This window comes from Litchfieldella anticariensis FP35 = DSM 16096 (assembly GCF_000409775.1).
Classification (GTDB): domain Bacteria; phylum Pseudomonadota; class Gammaproteobacteria; order Pseudomonadales; family Halomonadaceae; genus Litchfieldella; species Litchfieldella anticariensis.
This window is the reverse complement of sequence record NZ_KE332391.1, coordinates 100,156-115,074: the sequence shown is the minus strand read 5'-3', so window position 1 is coordinate 115,074 and position 14,919 is coordinate 100,156. Positions and strand designations below refer to the sequence as shown.

The following is a 14,919-nucleotide window of genomic DNA, read 5'->3' as shown; positions in this document are numbered from 1 at the left end:
TACGTAGATGAATACCCCCATGGTGCAGCCCCAGAAGCTCTTCTCAGCCAACGTCGACTACCTTCGCAAGGGTTACTGCGTGGTAGACATGCCAGCTACGCCACGCGACGTACTGGAGTCCTTCGATAATATGCCGCGTGACGGCCACAGCCTCGGTCGTCTACGACAGATCCGCCTGTCGCAATACATCGGCTTCTGGGATGAGAGCGAATGGGTCTTCGCCGTCCTGCCCCAACGCAAGTACATCCAGTCAGCGCGCTACATCAAGCTCGAGGAAGCGGGTGGGATCCCTCGTCACCGCGAGCCATTGGAAGTCGATCCGTCGCCACTGATTGCTCGTGTGCTAGACAACCTACCGATCGAGCAACATGACATGGTTCAGGTCAACGTCAACCAGATTCGCGTCACTGCCAACGCGCAATACCGGGGCGTGACAGTACCTGAGGGGCCTCATCGCGACGGTCACGAGTACAGCGTCATTGCCGTCGTTCGCCGCGAGAATGTCATCGGCGGCGAGACCCAGGTGATCGATCCGTTGACCAACCAAGTGGTACATCGCCAAGTGCTGGAAGAAAATCAGGCAATTATCATCGACGACCACCGCTACATCCATTACGCCACCGACATCGAGCCGGCGACCGGTGAATTGGGTTATCGCGACATCTGGGTGATCGAAATCAACCGGTGGGAAAACCGTGCCTACGGTCGGGCACACGAACGCGAGGCGATGGAGAATAGCTGCCTATGAGAGAAGCCCAACCGGCCACAGGTGACGGAGTCGCACCGCCTGCCGGCACCAGCAAAGCGGCCACGCTGCGGCGAGTAGCTCCAGCGGCGATTGCGGTTGTGCCGGTCAGCATGCTATTCGGCGTGCTGGCCGTGCGTGCCGATTGGTCGCTGCTGGAAGTGGTTGCCATGAGCCTGCTGGGCTTCTCCGGTAGCGGGCAGTTCGCCTTGCTCCCTCTTGCTGAATCCGGTGCTGGCTTTTTCACCATGCTCCTGGTCACTGCCTCGATCAACAGTCGCTACTTGCCAATCGCCTATACCTCGGCCGCTCGCCTGCCGTCAGCGGCTGGCAAGCGGGCCTGTGTGGCCCATATGCTGGGCGACGAGGCTTATGCCACGGAGCACGAGCGCGATAGCGGTGCCTGCGTGTGGTGGATTCGTGTCACCATCTTCACCACATGGGTGCTGGCCGGGCTGCTCGGTGCGCTGCTTGGTCAAGTCATTCCGACTGCCTGGCTTGGCGCCGACGTGAACCTTGGATACCCCGCCAGCGTGGTGCTGATGTACCTGTCGGCCTCGCAGTTGCGAGCCCGACTTTGGAATAACGAGCAACGGCGATCGGCGATGTTGGCTGCGTCCGGGCTGAGCGCAGGTTTGGCACTGTTGCTCATCCAGTGGTTCGGGCCGGTGTACTTCTGGATACCAAGCATACTGCTTGCGACCGTCATTCTAGGGAAGGCGTGGCCGTGAGTGGGTCGGTACTGGTGGCGATCGTCGCGCTTTTCACTACCAGTTGCCTGGTTCGTATCGCGCCGGCGTTCATCTCGCTGCAGATCGATCCGCAGACCCAGCGCTATCTCGAACGTCTGCTGCCGGCCGCTGTGTTCATCAATTTCGCTGTCTACCTCCTGTACAGCGAAATGATGCGCGAACCTGTTCCAGCCTTGGTTTCCCTGGTGATGGTCGGCGCCGTCGCCTTTCTTAACCTGCTGGGGCTGATCGGCACCGCCGTACTCGGTACCACGCTTTATTTCGTGCTGACACGCATCATTGGCTGAGGCAGTCTGACCATCTCTCGAATAGCCCAGATGGTAGATGGTAGCCACAGGTGCCTTGATGACGCGACGGATGTCGAGGGAAAACTCATGCTGATCAGGTTGAACCTAAACAGGATCAGTTTCGGCTTCAGCTGAAATGGCTGCTTGAACTGCTTCACGAACTTCAATTCGTTGCATATAACGATGGAGTACTGGCCAATCTTTGATATCTATCGAAAAGTTGGGCATCCAAGTCAGTACGGTATAGAGGTACGGGTCAGCAACACTGTAGGTTCCGATCAGGTAATCCTGATGTTCAAGGGTATTGACGATAAAGTCGAAACGTTTGAAGAGTTTTTTCTTGAAGATGTCTTTCACATCTTCTGGAATCTCGTCACTGAATAGCGGTCCGCTACCCCCATGTATTTCAGAAGTTATGAAGCTGAGCCACTCCTGGAGACGTACTCGCTCCCAGGTTCCATTGGAGGGAGCAAGGTTCGCTTCGGGTACCAAATCAGCAAGATACTGTACAATAGCCGGGCCTTCTGTCAGTACCTCACCATTGTCAAGCTCAAGTGCCGCAACATAGCCTTTTGGATTAACCTCTAGGAAATTCCCGCCTTCTGCTGTTTTTTTCGTTTTGTTGTTAATTCGGATCAACTCAAATTCAAGGCCAAGTTCCCGCATGATGATATGGGGAGAGAGAGAGCATGCCTTGGGGGCGAAATATAGCTTCATATTACCTCCAAAATTCAATTTCGACCGTAAGATTTTTTAGACGTGTCATTATCGAGACTTCAAAATTAATCCTTTTCGAATGGTACAGAGCTACTGTTCTAGCTGTAAAATTACGATTTCATTAGTGAGGCATTAGTAGGTCTAATGACGTACATGCTTATGCTACCTGAGAATTTTGGGAGGTTGTTTTCTTGCTGTTTGGGTAAGATGCCAGTGACTTTTGGATTTGATCGACTAACGCGGTGATGGGAAGAGACTTATTGTTGGGGTCTGAAAATACCAAACCAAACTCACGGTATACGGGCTGGGCTAGCTCTAGAACACGAATACCGCGGATGTTGTCCGGAATGGTAGAGAATGGCACCACGGAAAGCCCCATGCCTTCACTGATCAGTGCGTAGGCCGTATCCCAGTCCTGCACTGTGATGCAAATGTTCTTGAGTTCTATGCCCTGTTGAGAGGCGATTTCTTGACCATGTAAATGGCATCCGCCTGTAGCAGCGATAAAGGGTTCGTCGACCAGTTCCTGGAGCGCGACACCTTTTGATGATGAGCGGCGGGACAAAGGGTGTGTAGAGGGAATCACTGCCACCCATGCGTCGCGTCCTAAGGGTATCGCATGCCTATGACGAGCGGGGTTCATAACCACACCGAGGTCGATACTTCCATTGGCCAGCCACGCTTCTACCTCTTGATCCGTACCGTTTAGGTTGACTACTTCGATACTAGGATGCATTCGACAGAAGGAACTGATGAGTGGTTGTAGCATCGTCGTGAAAACCGACGGAAAGCTTGCTAGCTTGATCTTTCCCGTATCCCAGTCCTTGGCTGAATCCGCTAGCTTCTGAATTGACTCGAGCTCAGCCAGCATTTGGCGGGCTCTGTCCAATACCTGTTGCCCGACAGTAGTGACGGTCGTCTGGCGTCGCTCTCGCACGAAGACCTTGATGCCGAGGGCGTCCTCCATCTGTGTAATGGCTTGGCTGGCACCAGATTGAGTAATGCCATAGCGTTCAGCGGCTTTCGACACACTGCCAGCGTCGGCAACGGCTACGAGTAGTCGCCAGTGCAAGAGATTCATCATATCAGTAGCTCTCCTTATGTGCAGGTTGTGGATATCTAACTGTACTTGTCGACTGTGATCGGCCCAAACTCGTCTTGTTTGATATTTGTTACTCTACTATCCAATTCATCGATCCGGTTGAAAATGAACTCTCAGGCCACAGGTACCGATTCCAGGCCAAAACCGGGCTGGAAGTGCCGAAGTCGGGGATTCTACCCCGCCGATGGCTGCCAGGTAGCTACGGCGGGATTTATGCAGTATTTCCTTAGGGCGTTATTGGCGTTGTGTCGAGAGGAATAGCTGCCACTTCCGGGCTATGCTTATGTAATAGTCTAGAAACCACAGACTCTGCTGGGCCCTCGAGGCCCTGTGGAGGGTGGCGGGCATTAACCAACCAATGATGCACCGAAAAGAGGCGCGGCGACCTTATCAATGAATCCCCGTATCGATCGGTGCGGGAGGCTTGATATGAATCCGCAGCAAGCCCTTGAGTTCTCGAAAGAGAATCATTGCGAAATCGTGGACCTGAAGTTTTCCGACATGCTGGGGATGTGGCAGCATTTTTCCATTCCTGTCAGTGAGTTGGATGAAAACGCTTTTGATGCCGGGATCGGCTTTGACGGCTCGTCAATCCGAGGTTGGCAGGCGATCCATGCCTCTGACATGCTGGTGGTTCCGGATCCGAGAACGGCGGTACTTGACCCCTTCACCGAAGTCGCCACCCTCTCCCTGATCTGCGATATCGTGGATCCCGTTACCCGCGAGGCGTACAGTCGTGACCCCCGAAATATCGTGCGCAAGGCAGCGGGCTACCTGAAAAACACTGGCATCGGGGATGTCGCCTATTTTGGCCCGGAAGCCGAGTTCTTCATCCTCGACGATGTCCGGTATGAACAGAATCAGCAGTGTGGTTACTACTTCATCGATTCGATAGAAGGCCAGTGGAATACCGGGCGAGAAGAGTGGCCAAACCTGGGATACAAGCCGCGATACAAGGAGGGGTATTTCCCTGTCCCTCCCACGGATTCGCTGCAGGATATCCGCTCTGAAATGGTATTGACCCTGGAAAAGCTTGGCTATCGTATCGAGGCTCATCACCACGAGGTGGCAACGGCGGGACAGGGTGAAATCGACATGCGCTATCTGGCCATCCAGGAAATGGGGGACGGCCTGATGTGGTACAAGTATGTGATAAAGAACGTGGCCCGCCGCCACGGAAAGGTTGTCACTTTCATGCCAAAACCGGTATTCCAGGATAACGGGACCGGCATGCACGTACACCAGAGCCTTTGGAAAGAGGGTAAGCCGCTGTTCGCCGGCGACGGCTATGCAGGTCTCAGCCCTCTGGCCGTGCACTACATCGCCGGCATTCTCCAACATGCCCCGGCCCTGGCCGCGTTCACCAATCCCACCACCAACAGCTACCGGCGCCTGGTGCCGGGATTCGAGGCGCCAATCAACTTGGCCTACTCCAGTCGCAACCGTTCGGCAGCAGTACGCATCCCCATGTATCAGACCAATCCCGAGTCGAAACGGATCGAGGTGCGGTTTCCCGATCCTTCATGCAATGGCTACCTGGCATTCTCGGCAATGCTGATGGCCGGGCTGGACGGGATTCAGAACCGGCTGGAGGCCGGCGATCCTCTCGACAAGGATATCTATTCGCTGAGCCGGGAGGAGTTGGCGAAAGTTCCTTCGACGCCGGCCTCGCTGGAAGAAGCCTTGGAAGCGCTGCGAAACGACCACGAGTTCCTCCTACAGGGAGATGTCTTTACCCAGGACATGATCGAGACCTGGATCGACTACAAGTTGGAAAACGAGGTGTCCGCTGTGCGCCTGCGTCCCCACCCGTACGAGTTTACACTCTATTTCGATGCCTGATGGAGGCCGCCAGCCTTAGATGGGGGTATACGACCATGCCAACGTATCAATACCGTTGCAAGAAGTGTGGAGAGGAATTCGAGTTGAGCGAGCACATGACGGATCACACCAGTACGCAGCACGAGTGCCCGAAGTGCAAGAGCAAGCAGGTTGATCAGGTGATGACGCCGTTCTTCGCCAAGACCTCCCGGAAGAGTTGAGAAAAGCACCCTAGCAGGCCTCTACGAGTTTCAGATCGGCACAGATGGCCTGCCACAGCCGACGGGTGTGCATGTGATGGGTAAGCTTGTAGGGTGAGATTTCTCACTACATGTCGTTTATCCAGCGCATGGATAGAGCTATGATTATCATCATAGCTCTACTACTATTTCTGTTCGTTGGATTGACCAGGCTCCTTAGCTAAACGTGTAATGAACGATCATGACTAACTTTTTGAGACTTGTCAGGTCGGCTGGGGATGCGGCGAGAACAAATGGTGTATTCAGGGTAATGTCCGTTGTTTCACCTTTGCAGATCTTCCATTCATCGATCCTTGCCAGGTTAGTCGTCGCAGCGTCGATATCCAGCGAAAACGAAGCGGGATTGCCGTCCAGTTCTGCCAGTAACACCACCTTGGCTATGCTCGCATCCAGTGCCTGGGCCAGGTACGGCAAGCGCGATTCATTCAAGACAATATTTGCCGACCCGTTGTGCTTAAGTAAATGCCACTCGTTGGGCAGGTCGTGCTTGAGGTTGATGGCGGTGTGCAAACCGGTCTGGTTGAGTTCCTGCTTAATCTCCTGCAGGCGGTCAGTCATGGTTGACTCCGCCAGAGTCCGCAACGCCGAGCCACCTTCGCGTGCCGTATAGTTGAGATGCAATACAACATCGGCGATGGTGTCATAGTTGAATTGTGCCAGGTTCTTTCCGGGCAGTTCCAGCCGCCAGGCGCTGATGGCGCCGGTACCCTCAAAGGGAAGGTAGCGGTCGTCGCGGAAATTGAGTTCAAACAGGCCGCTGTCCTGCTGCGCGGTCGATGTGGCAATCGATTGGATGGCGCCAATGTTGTAGACAAAGCGGCCGTCGTTACCGGGATCTTCAGCGTAACCGGTACCGGCGAGATTGTCCGGCTGGAGGTCTCTGCGGTACTTGTTGCTCACCAACGAAAGTCTGGCGCCAACCGAAGTATGCGGACCAGCGACGCAAGGCAAGCTCATGCTCACCGCTTTGATTCGGCGAAAGTAATGACCGGGATGGTCGAGATCAAATATCGCTTCGGGCACTTCAAAATCGCAACTTCCGGTGGCTCGCAATTTGAACAGCACTAGCGGGTCGAGTGCGGCCAGAGAAATGTGTTTGGTGATCTCGTATTCACGCTTGTTGTAATCTAAATACGCCGTACTCATTCGATTGATGTCGTGGATGAGTCTATCGGCACTCTGCAGACCTTTTTTCAAACTATCCCAGTAACCGAAGGCAATGAACGTGTCGTTGCGGCCCAGTTCAAACTGGTAATTCCGTTCCGCCTTTTTGGCGAAGTCGTGGGCCAGCTTGTAGGCGCTGAAATACACCGAGCTGAGCTTGCCGATCATCCACTGGTACAGCTCCTGGTTGGTAAACTTGGAGCGCATATACTCATCGGCTTGGGTAGTGTTTTCGATCTGCTGTTCGTGGGTTTTGAGATCCGCCTCGGCCATGGCTTTGCGAATCTCGGCGGCAGTGATTTGCTTGTCTATGGCGTCCAGCTCCCTCTGTGCCAGCCGCTCCTGCAGCTTCCAGTCATCAAAGCGGCGGTCATATCCACCGAGAATAGATGCTCGATTGGCCTCGTAGGCAGCCACGCCCGCGAGGATATCCATCACATCGGCCGCCGAATTCGCCGCGGCAGCCAGGTTTTTTCCGCCCCACTGCAGAGTGACATGAGGGCTACCGCCAAAACCGGAGGCACCGCCCAGCAAGTCGGGCACCATTGCCACCACGCCCGCGAGGGTACGGCTGATCTGTGAGCCAAGTTGCATATCCTGGCTGTCACCGAGCTTGTCGAGATTGAGCTGTTCCTTGGTATTGATTTTCTCCACATCAACGTAGAATTTATGGCGCTCTTCCGTCACTTGGCGCGTGCGCTTTAACACGCCAATTTGTTCTACAGCCTCGTCGATACTGAGTTGCTTAACGCGGGTAGTGGTATCGAGCAGTTTGATTTCCAGTTCATTGCGCAATAGCGCCAACTCCTCGGCATCCTTTTTTTCCAGCGCTTGCAGCAGTGAATTGCCGAGACTGCGCACTTCGTTGGCCAGTTCACTGGCCTTTTGTGACAACACACTAAACCGGTAGTAGGGCAGTGGTGCATTCAGTCCGGCAATAATAGAGGAAATGTCGAGGCCGGCCGCCGCAGCTTTCACCAGCATGGCCGGATCGATCGGCGGCGCAAACAGTGCCAGAGTCCGTTCGATACCATCGATATTCTGACAGTGGCGGATCTTGAACAGGCGATCGGCGATCCGGTCCCAATAGGCCAGCATCTGTTCGTTTTGTGGCACGCAAAAATACAATGTGTGAAGTGTCACTGGTGCCGGGGGCAGCTCCGCGCCGCCTTCAGGCAATACCGAGAGATCCGGCAAGATGTTTTCCAGATCAATCAGGGCGTTACCCAGTGGGCCGAGCTTGGCTCGCAACTGATGGTAGGTTTCCGGCGGTGGCTCCACCAACGGCGGCACCACGCGAGGCTTGGGGCCCAGCAGTTTATCGGCCAGCACGTACATTTGGGTGGCCTGGGTGATCGACTCCATGGTGTCCTGACGGAACAGGTAATCGCCCCACTCAACCAGGTTGTCTATGTACTTCATGAGAATCGCTTTCTGGTAAGCGACGGTGCGGAAACGCGCTACCACATGGGGCCGGAACGGTTTGTCGCGCCACTGTTGAATGGCGAACTCCAGTTCCTTTATCTCCGGTGTATTGGGGTCAGCGATTTTATAGAGTAGGTTGTCGATACGCTGATCGATATAGTCGCTATCGCTGCGCAGGAAGAATGGCTTGGTCACCCAGTACTTGTTAGGCGCATCGCCGGGCAGCGCCCCGGTGGGATTAAAAATGAAATGCAGCCAATCCATCGCTTCTTCGAAACGCTGGTTGCGAGTCAGCTGGGTGGCGATCAACATCGGTAGGTGGAAGAAGATTTCCCAATTATACCCGCTGTAGCTACCGTCGGAATCGAAATCGACATTTTCCACCGGATACGCCAACGGTACAAACGGTGTGGGATCATAATGGGTATCGAAGTCAAAGCCGGTTTGCTGCAATTGCGTGCCGCGCCGCATCAGTGCAGGGATGCCTTCCTTATAGAGTATCTTGCGGAATGCGCACATAAGAGGGTGATACATATTGCTGAAACGCTCACCGTACTGAAGTCCGGCGTAAACTTTGAGTTCGGCCAGGATGTCGTGATAGTCATCATCGGCGAGCAGTTCCTGCAGTACATCGGCGGGGCTTTGTCCGCTTTGAATCTTGGCGATGTATTTCTTGTAGAGATTCAGCACATCTTCAATCAACTGGATAACGTCGGACGCGGTGCGTCTGGCCACGCTGCTGGCTGTGTTCTCTATAGTGAAGCTTTCCTCCGGCGCTTTGGATGATGAATAAAAACCGGGAATAATCACATAAGCGTGTTCACTGTCCTCCATGAAATAGGGTAGCAGGGTGCCAAACGGAATTTTGAACACCCGGTCATAGCGCGCAACCGAGCTGGAGTTGCTGCTGTAGGACATCAACAGAATGTAATGAATCAACAGCAACACCCAGTCGATGATGGTCATTTGATGGGGGTAGGTAATACGGAAGTTGCCGGGCGTTTTGTTCAATATGTTGTAGAAGCTGAATGGCCTCAGCGCCGTGCGTGCAGCCAGCTCATCGGTGACATCCCAATTGCGTTCGTTGTAGCGCTGCACGGTCAGCAGCGTATCCCTGAAGTCGGGGAAGAAATCTGGAAAATGTACCTTGCCTTGAGAGGTGAGCTCGGGATAGCCCTTACAGCCGGTGAGCAGAAACGAGCCGCGCAATTCGGTGGCGTCCTGGCCCAGTGTCTTGAGGAGTAATATCTGATCGATCGCTTCGATGTACACCAGGTTGTAGAGGTGTTGCTCGAGGTCTTCGGTGGTGTAGGTGGAGGGCGTGAGTACCGCGTCCTTGGATACCCGTTTGGGTTGCCACCTGCCGTCGGCAAACTCGCTCACCGCCAGTTGGATTTTGAGTTTGCGCTTGGGCTTGTCGCTGGCCACGACGGTGCCTGGAGTGGAGTCCGGTACCGTCGATTCGGGACTGGGGTCGGGTTCCTCACTGAAAATCGGCCAGGCCAGGGTCAGTCGGTTGTTGCGCTCTAGTGCCAGCAACTGATCGCTGGTGATATCCAGATCGACCAGTTCCCACGGCGTCCAGTAGCGTTCCTGTTCAAACCGGCGATGGTAATAGGTGGCCGGATCGCCGCTCTTGGTGCGCGCGAACACATGCATGGTGCGCGTAGCAACTTGGTACCAGGTCGCCACCACTTCCAGAAACGCCAGTTCGTCGAGGCGTTCCATATAACCGATAAACGCCTGTTCGGCAGTAAATTCGGTGAGTTCATTTTGCTGCAGTTCGTTTTCGAGATCGACAAAGATAAAGGACTTGTCGTCGCGCAGTTCCGCTTCGATCCAGTTCTCCGGGTACAGAAAGATTTTGTGATTCACCTCCCGCACCCGGAAGAGCTTGAGCCATTTCCAGTGTTCCCAGCCACTGTCGTTGTCACGGTCGGCGGCCGCTTTCGGTTCCAGCCCCATCAGACAGCGCTGTACGAACAACTGGATGGCGCCGTGAGCCTGGACGATGCGCGAGCTTGGCATGCAGGCTTCCATTTCGACGTCGATCAATAAGTGGTCGTAGAGGTCGTTGGCGTGATTGAATTCGGGACGTGTTGCCAACAGATAGGCCACCAGGGCGTCGCGTTTTTGCGGACGAATGGCGTCCATGACTTCCTGGAGGGTGTTCAGCCAAGTATTTTCATCGTAGCGGGACTTCAGCGCCTGACGCAGTTTCCGGGTGTCATCGGCGTTGAGCTTCGGCGTGATGAATACGGTGATTTCAGCCACCGAGCTGGCCAACTTGCGCGCCAACTCCGCACTTTTCAGCAGACGTGCCCAGGTCGTCGGTTTGTGGTACTTGGCGAAATCGAAAGTGGGAAAGAAATGGGCGTCGAGATCATCCAGTAGCGTCAGATCATAGGCGCTAAGCAGCGCCAGTCGTTCAAGAAATGCTTCCCGGGTGGCGGTGCTACCCGGCAGCGTCATCTCCAGCACTGACCAGAAGTCAACGGCGTTGGAGGCATCGGCTGGATCGGCTACCGGTGTCAACTGCTGCGCCAGCCGTAATGCACTAACACTGTCGAGATAGGCGGTAAACGCCTGTTCGACATGACCGCTCACATAGGGAATGCGATCCAGCTCCAGCCAGCCGAGGGTCTCGCTGTGCCGCATCAGCCAATCCAGGGTATTGGCGTCCACATCAAAGGACGCAGCCAGAGGCAACAACTTGTGGAGCAACCGCACCGCCGCGTAGTGCAAGCTGACATTGCCTTCGGAGATAGTGGGTGGTGTCGGTGGTTGATTGGTGGTATCGATCAGGTCGTCGGAAAGCAGGATATCGAGCACTGCATCGGTACCCGGCGCCGGTTGCTTGAGCAAGGCCCGGCTCAACACCACCGCGGTCAAATCAGGGTCGGCGTTGAAGGCAGCACTTATCTGGTCGAACAGGATGGCCGTCTTGGCGGCGAGAAACTGGTGAGATGACAGGGCATCCATCAGCGCCTGCATCAGGTCTTTGCTCGCCTGGCTGATATCGGCATTGGGCGCTAGCGCATCAAGGGCATCGATAGCGGACTTGATGGACGTCGTATTGAATTGCGCGGCGAACAACCCGTCGACAATGGCTTTGGCGGCGGCGGCCGATGTCCACTCGCGTTGCAGAAAGCCGAGGATGATTTTCGCATCCTCCGCTGTCACCTGGTTGAATTGACCCAGTAACTTCAGCAGGCTTTCCTGTTGCTCGCTGGCTTCCAGGTTGGGATCAAAGGGAGAGCGACTCGCTTCAAAGGCGTCCTGATAGGCGGTTTGCAAGGTGGTGAGAAGTGACTGAACCGAATCGTCCTTGATTTCCAGGGTTTCGACTTCGTCAGCCTGGTGGTAGAGCATGAAACGAATCGTTTCCAGACCCAGCGGCAGTTCCTTGGCCTGTAGCGCATACTCGGCAAACGCCAGAGTCTCCGCCGGCGCGCCGGTCGGATCGATGGCGCTGAGATCTATCAGGATGTCGATATCAACGGCGCTCAACTTGAGCTTGCGCATCAGCCGGGTGAACAGGAACAGTGAACTGAGATTGGCGATGCTGAGTTTGTTATCCACCAGCAGGGTGAGCAGGCGATCGAATTCATCGCTACGAATCTGCAGACAGGTCGCCAGGCTACCGGAAACGTTGGCGAGAAACCCGCTACCGTCGACATTGGCCGGGGTCAGTGCCTCATCGATGGTGCCGTTACGAGCCTTGTTTTGAAACGTTCGGGTATACAACTCGGAGGGAATGTCTCCATAGCAACCGGCGAGTTCATCGATGTTGATGTTGGTGAGACGACTCAAGCGCTGCAGGTCCGCCAGAATATGGAGGGTGGTATTATTGAGCTGGCCCGCACCCAGCGCCGGCTGGCTGATGAAGGCGTCCAACGTCTCCAATGCCCAACCGGTGGATTTTTGCAGACGTAAAAAGCGATGTATGCGATCCAGCGACGCATTGTCCAGATTGGAAATTTCTTTTTGGTCGAGGTTGCAGCTCAAATCCAGGTGTTTGATGAATAGATCGTCATTGAGGTCGATGAATGACAGCGCCAATAGCCGGTCCAGTTCTTCATAACTCAATCCGGTTTTGTCCAGCAGCGTACCAACGACTTTGAGATCACTCAGTGCGGTATTCCAATAATCACTCTGTCCACCGACGTCGGGCTGGGTGATCAGTTGCCGTTCACTGTCACTCAGTGCCAGTGTTTCCGCAGCGATGACGTCTTTGATCGGGGTGCCGCCAATCTGGAAGGTGCGCATCAGGTCGGCGCGGTCAATATCGAAGCGGCTGAAATAGGCGGTCGCTTCGGTGTGGTGGAGATCGAATGGCAAGGTGAATGCAAATGCCTTGGCCACCAGTTCCGCGTAGGCGGCCTGATTGACATACTCAGGCGCGGCCGCCAGTTCTTCAGCGGGGGACAGTGTCTGCCGCAGGCGGAAAATCGTGTAGTTATTGCCGCCGACATTGACGGCTTTCAGTACCGCTTTGGTATCGCGGATGTAGTGAGGCAGGGTAGCCGACGATCCTGATACCGTCTCGGTGGGATATACCTGAGCGCTACCAGTGACAGGAATGTTCTCGGCGGTGAGGGCATTGAGCAAATCCTGGGAAATGGTACCGACCAATGGGTCGCTGCCCGTAGCGAGGTCGCCGCTGAAGTCGATGCCGGGGTCCGGAGCAATCAGTTCCTCGAGTTGCTCGCACACCAGGTCGATATAGGGCAGCGGTGTAATGGCATTGGCGCAATTGAGATCTATGTCGCCCAGGTCCGGGCGTCGGTTAAACAGCACATCCCGGGCGTGGTTGGTGGTAACGTGCGGCGTCACCGTCAAATCCGTTACGCTACGGCTATCAACGAATTCCAGCAGTTCCACCAGATAGGCCGCCGGTCCGTAAACGGAACGGCAGTGCTCACACTCACAGGTGTCGATGCCCTTGAACAGGGACTTGAGATTGGGGTAGTCAGTGGTGGCCTGTTGGACCTTGGCGGCGAGTTTTTTGGTATTGATGGCCGGAATGGCATTGGCCGCGGCTAGATCCTGCAGGTCGCCAGCCACCATCAGGGTGGCGGTGGACAAGGTTTCCGCTTTGGCGTAAACCAACTCGGCCTCTTCGGCTTCGAGGCCAGCGGCGGGGGCGATCTCTTTCAGGAAGCGGTGTTTTCCCAGCGTCGTAATATCCCGCGACGAAGTCATTCCCTGCTTGAGAAGGGACATGGTCTTGCCGTACTGCGGCGCCAAGCGAAATACCCGTTGTACCTTTTTCAGTTCTTCGCGGGCGATGCGATGAGAGTTGTCGGTGAGTTTCTTTTTCTTGAAAAACTGGTCGATATTGCTGCTCTTGAGATCGAAGTCCTGATGCTCTCGGGTGATCGCGATGACGTCCGCATGATGCTCCAAAAACGGCTGCTTTTCCTTTTCCAGATGGCCGAAAAAGGCCTGTGAAGGAAAAGCCCGCTCCATGTTGTGAACCAGCGCAGAGGCATGAGCCTCGATATGTTCGGTAGCAAGGGGTTTGCCGCGGACCTTGATATCGTCGCCGGCTTTTTTCAGCAACTCGGTCCATTCTGATTTCTGAAGCCGCGCCAGGCGGCCGATGTCATCGGGCTCGGTAATGTTGTGACGCTTTGCCACCGCGTCGATGATGTGCCGATCGAATCCCAATAACTCGCCGATTGCCACATCCGTCTGCAGTTTGCGCGCCTTGCTGACGTCGCCCAGGAATTTCTTGTTGGCGATCATTTCGATCGCGCCACGAAGATCGCTGGGATTTTCCTTGAGCAGTTGCATGGCTTCGCCGAGTTTGTCCGTTAATACAAACTGGGTGACGACATCCATGATTCGGTCAGTTCGCTCTTGTTCAGCGAACTTTTCGGCGGAGGACTTATAGGCCGCCAGTGCCTTGATGTGCTTGGTAACGTTCGAAGAGGTGCTGACGGAAACCAGTTTCCGCTCCACCGCCTGTACGATATCGCGCTCGATCTGTTGTGGGTCGACCAGCGCCGCCTCGTAGAGCACGCTTTTGGTATCGGTGTTGATATCGATCACGAATCGCAGCGTCAACGGTTGTCTGAGGTCGTTTTTCAACAGCGTGTGCTGGCGTAACAGGGCGTAGAAAAACGCTGCCTCGATGTTGGAGAACTCCTCCAGACGCTGGGCCAGTACCAGGTGTTCGATGGCGTCCCGCGACTGGCGTGTGCTTTTCGCCAACATGGTGATGTCGCGGTGTTGGTCGGTTTCTTCCAATTCGCGGAGTTCAAGATCGCCGGCCGCTGCCTTGACCGTTTTCAGCAGCACATCGTATTCGACGGCTTCCGGCTCGATCCGCATGGTGATGACCACGTCGATCACTTCGCGCCGACCTGCACCAAACACCGCGTCGTCGGGACCGGAACGAAACAGGACGGTATGGTCGGTCGGCGTCAGGACTTCGAGTCCCAACGTGATCTTGGTCTTATGATTCTCATCGGCGGACCAGCACAGGCGATACGTTTCATCGGCTGCCACCGTTGCCTCTCCAAGCAGCCGCTGTTGGCGGACGCCTAGATCGTAGGCGTGGACCAGAAGTCCTTCGGTGGAATCTCCGCGGCGGCTGGTGACCGTTCCTGTGACAATATGTTTGTGTTCCATGATCGGT

Annotated in this window: 8 protein-coding genes; 5 read left to right on the top strand and 3 right to left on the bottom strand. The window is 55.1% G+C overall.

Annotated features, from left to right (window positions below):
* The first annotated feature begins 7 nt into the window (after nt 1-7).
* The 3 genes from L861_RS12935 to L861_RS12925 are packed head-to-tail and all read left to right on the top strand — an operon-like array spanning nt 8 to nt 1,784.
* A complete protein-coding gene (locus L861_RS12935; RefSeq protein ID WP_081645852.1) occupies nt 8-748 on the top strand; it encodes a 2OG-Fe dioxygenase family protein in 741 nt (246 codons plus the stop codon).
* On the top strand, nt 745-1,476 hold the full coding sequence (locus L861_RS12930) for an AzlC family ABC transporter permease (RefSeq protein WP_016417468.1): 732 nt from the start codon (nt 745-747) through the stop codon (nt 1,474-1,476). The genes L861_RS12935 and L861_RS12930 overlap by 4 nt, the downstream gene beginning before the upstream one ends.
* Nucleotides 1,473-1,784, top strand: a complete 312-nt coding sequence (locus L861_RS12925; RefSeq protein ID WP_016417467.1) for a hypothetical protein — start codon at nt 1,473-1,475, stop codon at nt 1,782-1,784. Before L861_RS12930 ends, L861_RS12925 begins: the two co-directional genes overlap by 4 nt.
* 105 nt (nt 1,785-1,889) lie before the next feature.
* On the opposite strand, the gene gstA is transcribed toward L861_RS12925, so the two are convergent.
* Nucleotides 1,890-2,501 carry a glutathione transferase GstA gene (gene gstA, locus L861_RS12920; protein WP_016417466.1) on the bottom strand — a complete coding sequence of 204 codons (612 nt, stop codon included), beginning with the start codon at nt 2,499-2,501 and terminating at the stop codon, nt 1,890-1,892.
* Nucleotides 2,502-2,658: 157 nt separating this feature from the next.
* Nucleotides 2,659-3,585 carry a LysR family transcriptional regulator gene (locus L861_RS12915; RefSeq protein ID WP_016417465.1) on the bottom strand — a complete coding sequence of 309 codons (927 nt, stop codon included), beginning with the start codon at nt 3,583-3,585 and terminating at the stop codon, nt 2,659-2,661.
* Nucleotides 3,586-4,032: 447 nt separating this feature from the next.
* Between L861_RS12915 and glnA the strand changes: the two genes are divergently transcribed.
* Together glnA and L861_RS25320 are read left to right on the top strand one after the other, a co-directional pair.
* Nucleotides 4,033-5,445 carry a type I glutamate--ammonia ligase gene (gene glnA, locus L861_RS12910; RefSeq protein ID WP_016417464.1) on the top strand — a complete coding sequence of 471 codons (1,413 nt, stop codon included), beginning with the start codon at nt 4,033-4,035 and terminating at the stop codon, nt 5,443-5,445.
* On the top strand, nt 5,445-5,645 hold the full coding sequence (locus L861_RS25320; protein ID WP_016417463.1) for an FmdB family zinc ribbon protein: 201 nt from the start codon (nt 5,445-5,447) through the stop codon (nt 5,643-5,645). Before glnA ends, L861_RS25320 begins: the two co-directional genes overlap by 1 nt.
* A 195-nt stretch (nt 5,646-5,840) precedes the next feature.
* Here the strand turns inward: L861_RS25320 and L861_RS12900 are convergent, their stop codons facing one another.
* Nucleotides 5,841-14,912, bottom strand: a complete 9,072-nt coding sequence (locus L861_RS12900) for a Tc toxin subunit A-related protein (protein ID WP_016417462.1) — start codon at nt 14,910-14,912, stop codon at nt 5,841-5,843.
* Nucleotides 14,913-14,919: the final 7 nt, after the last annotated feature.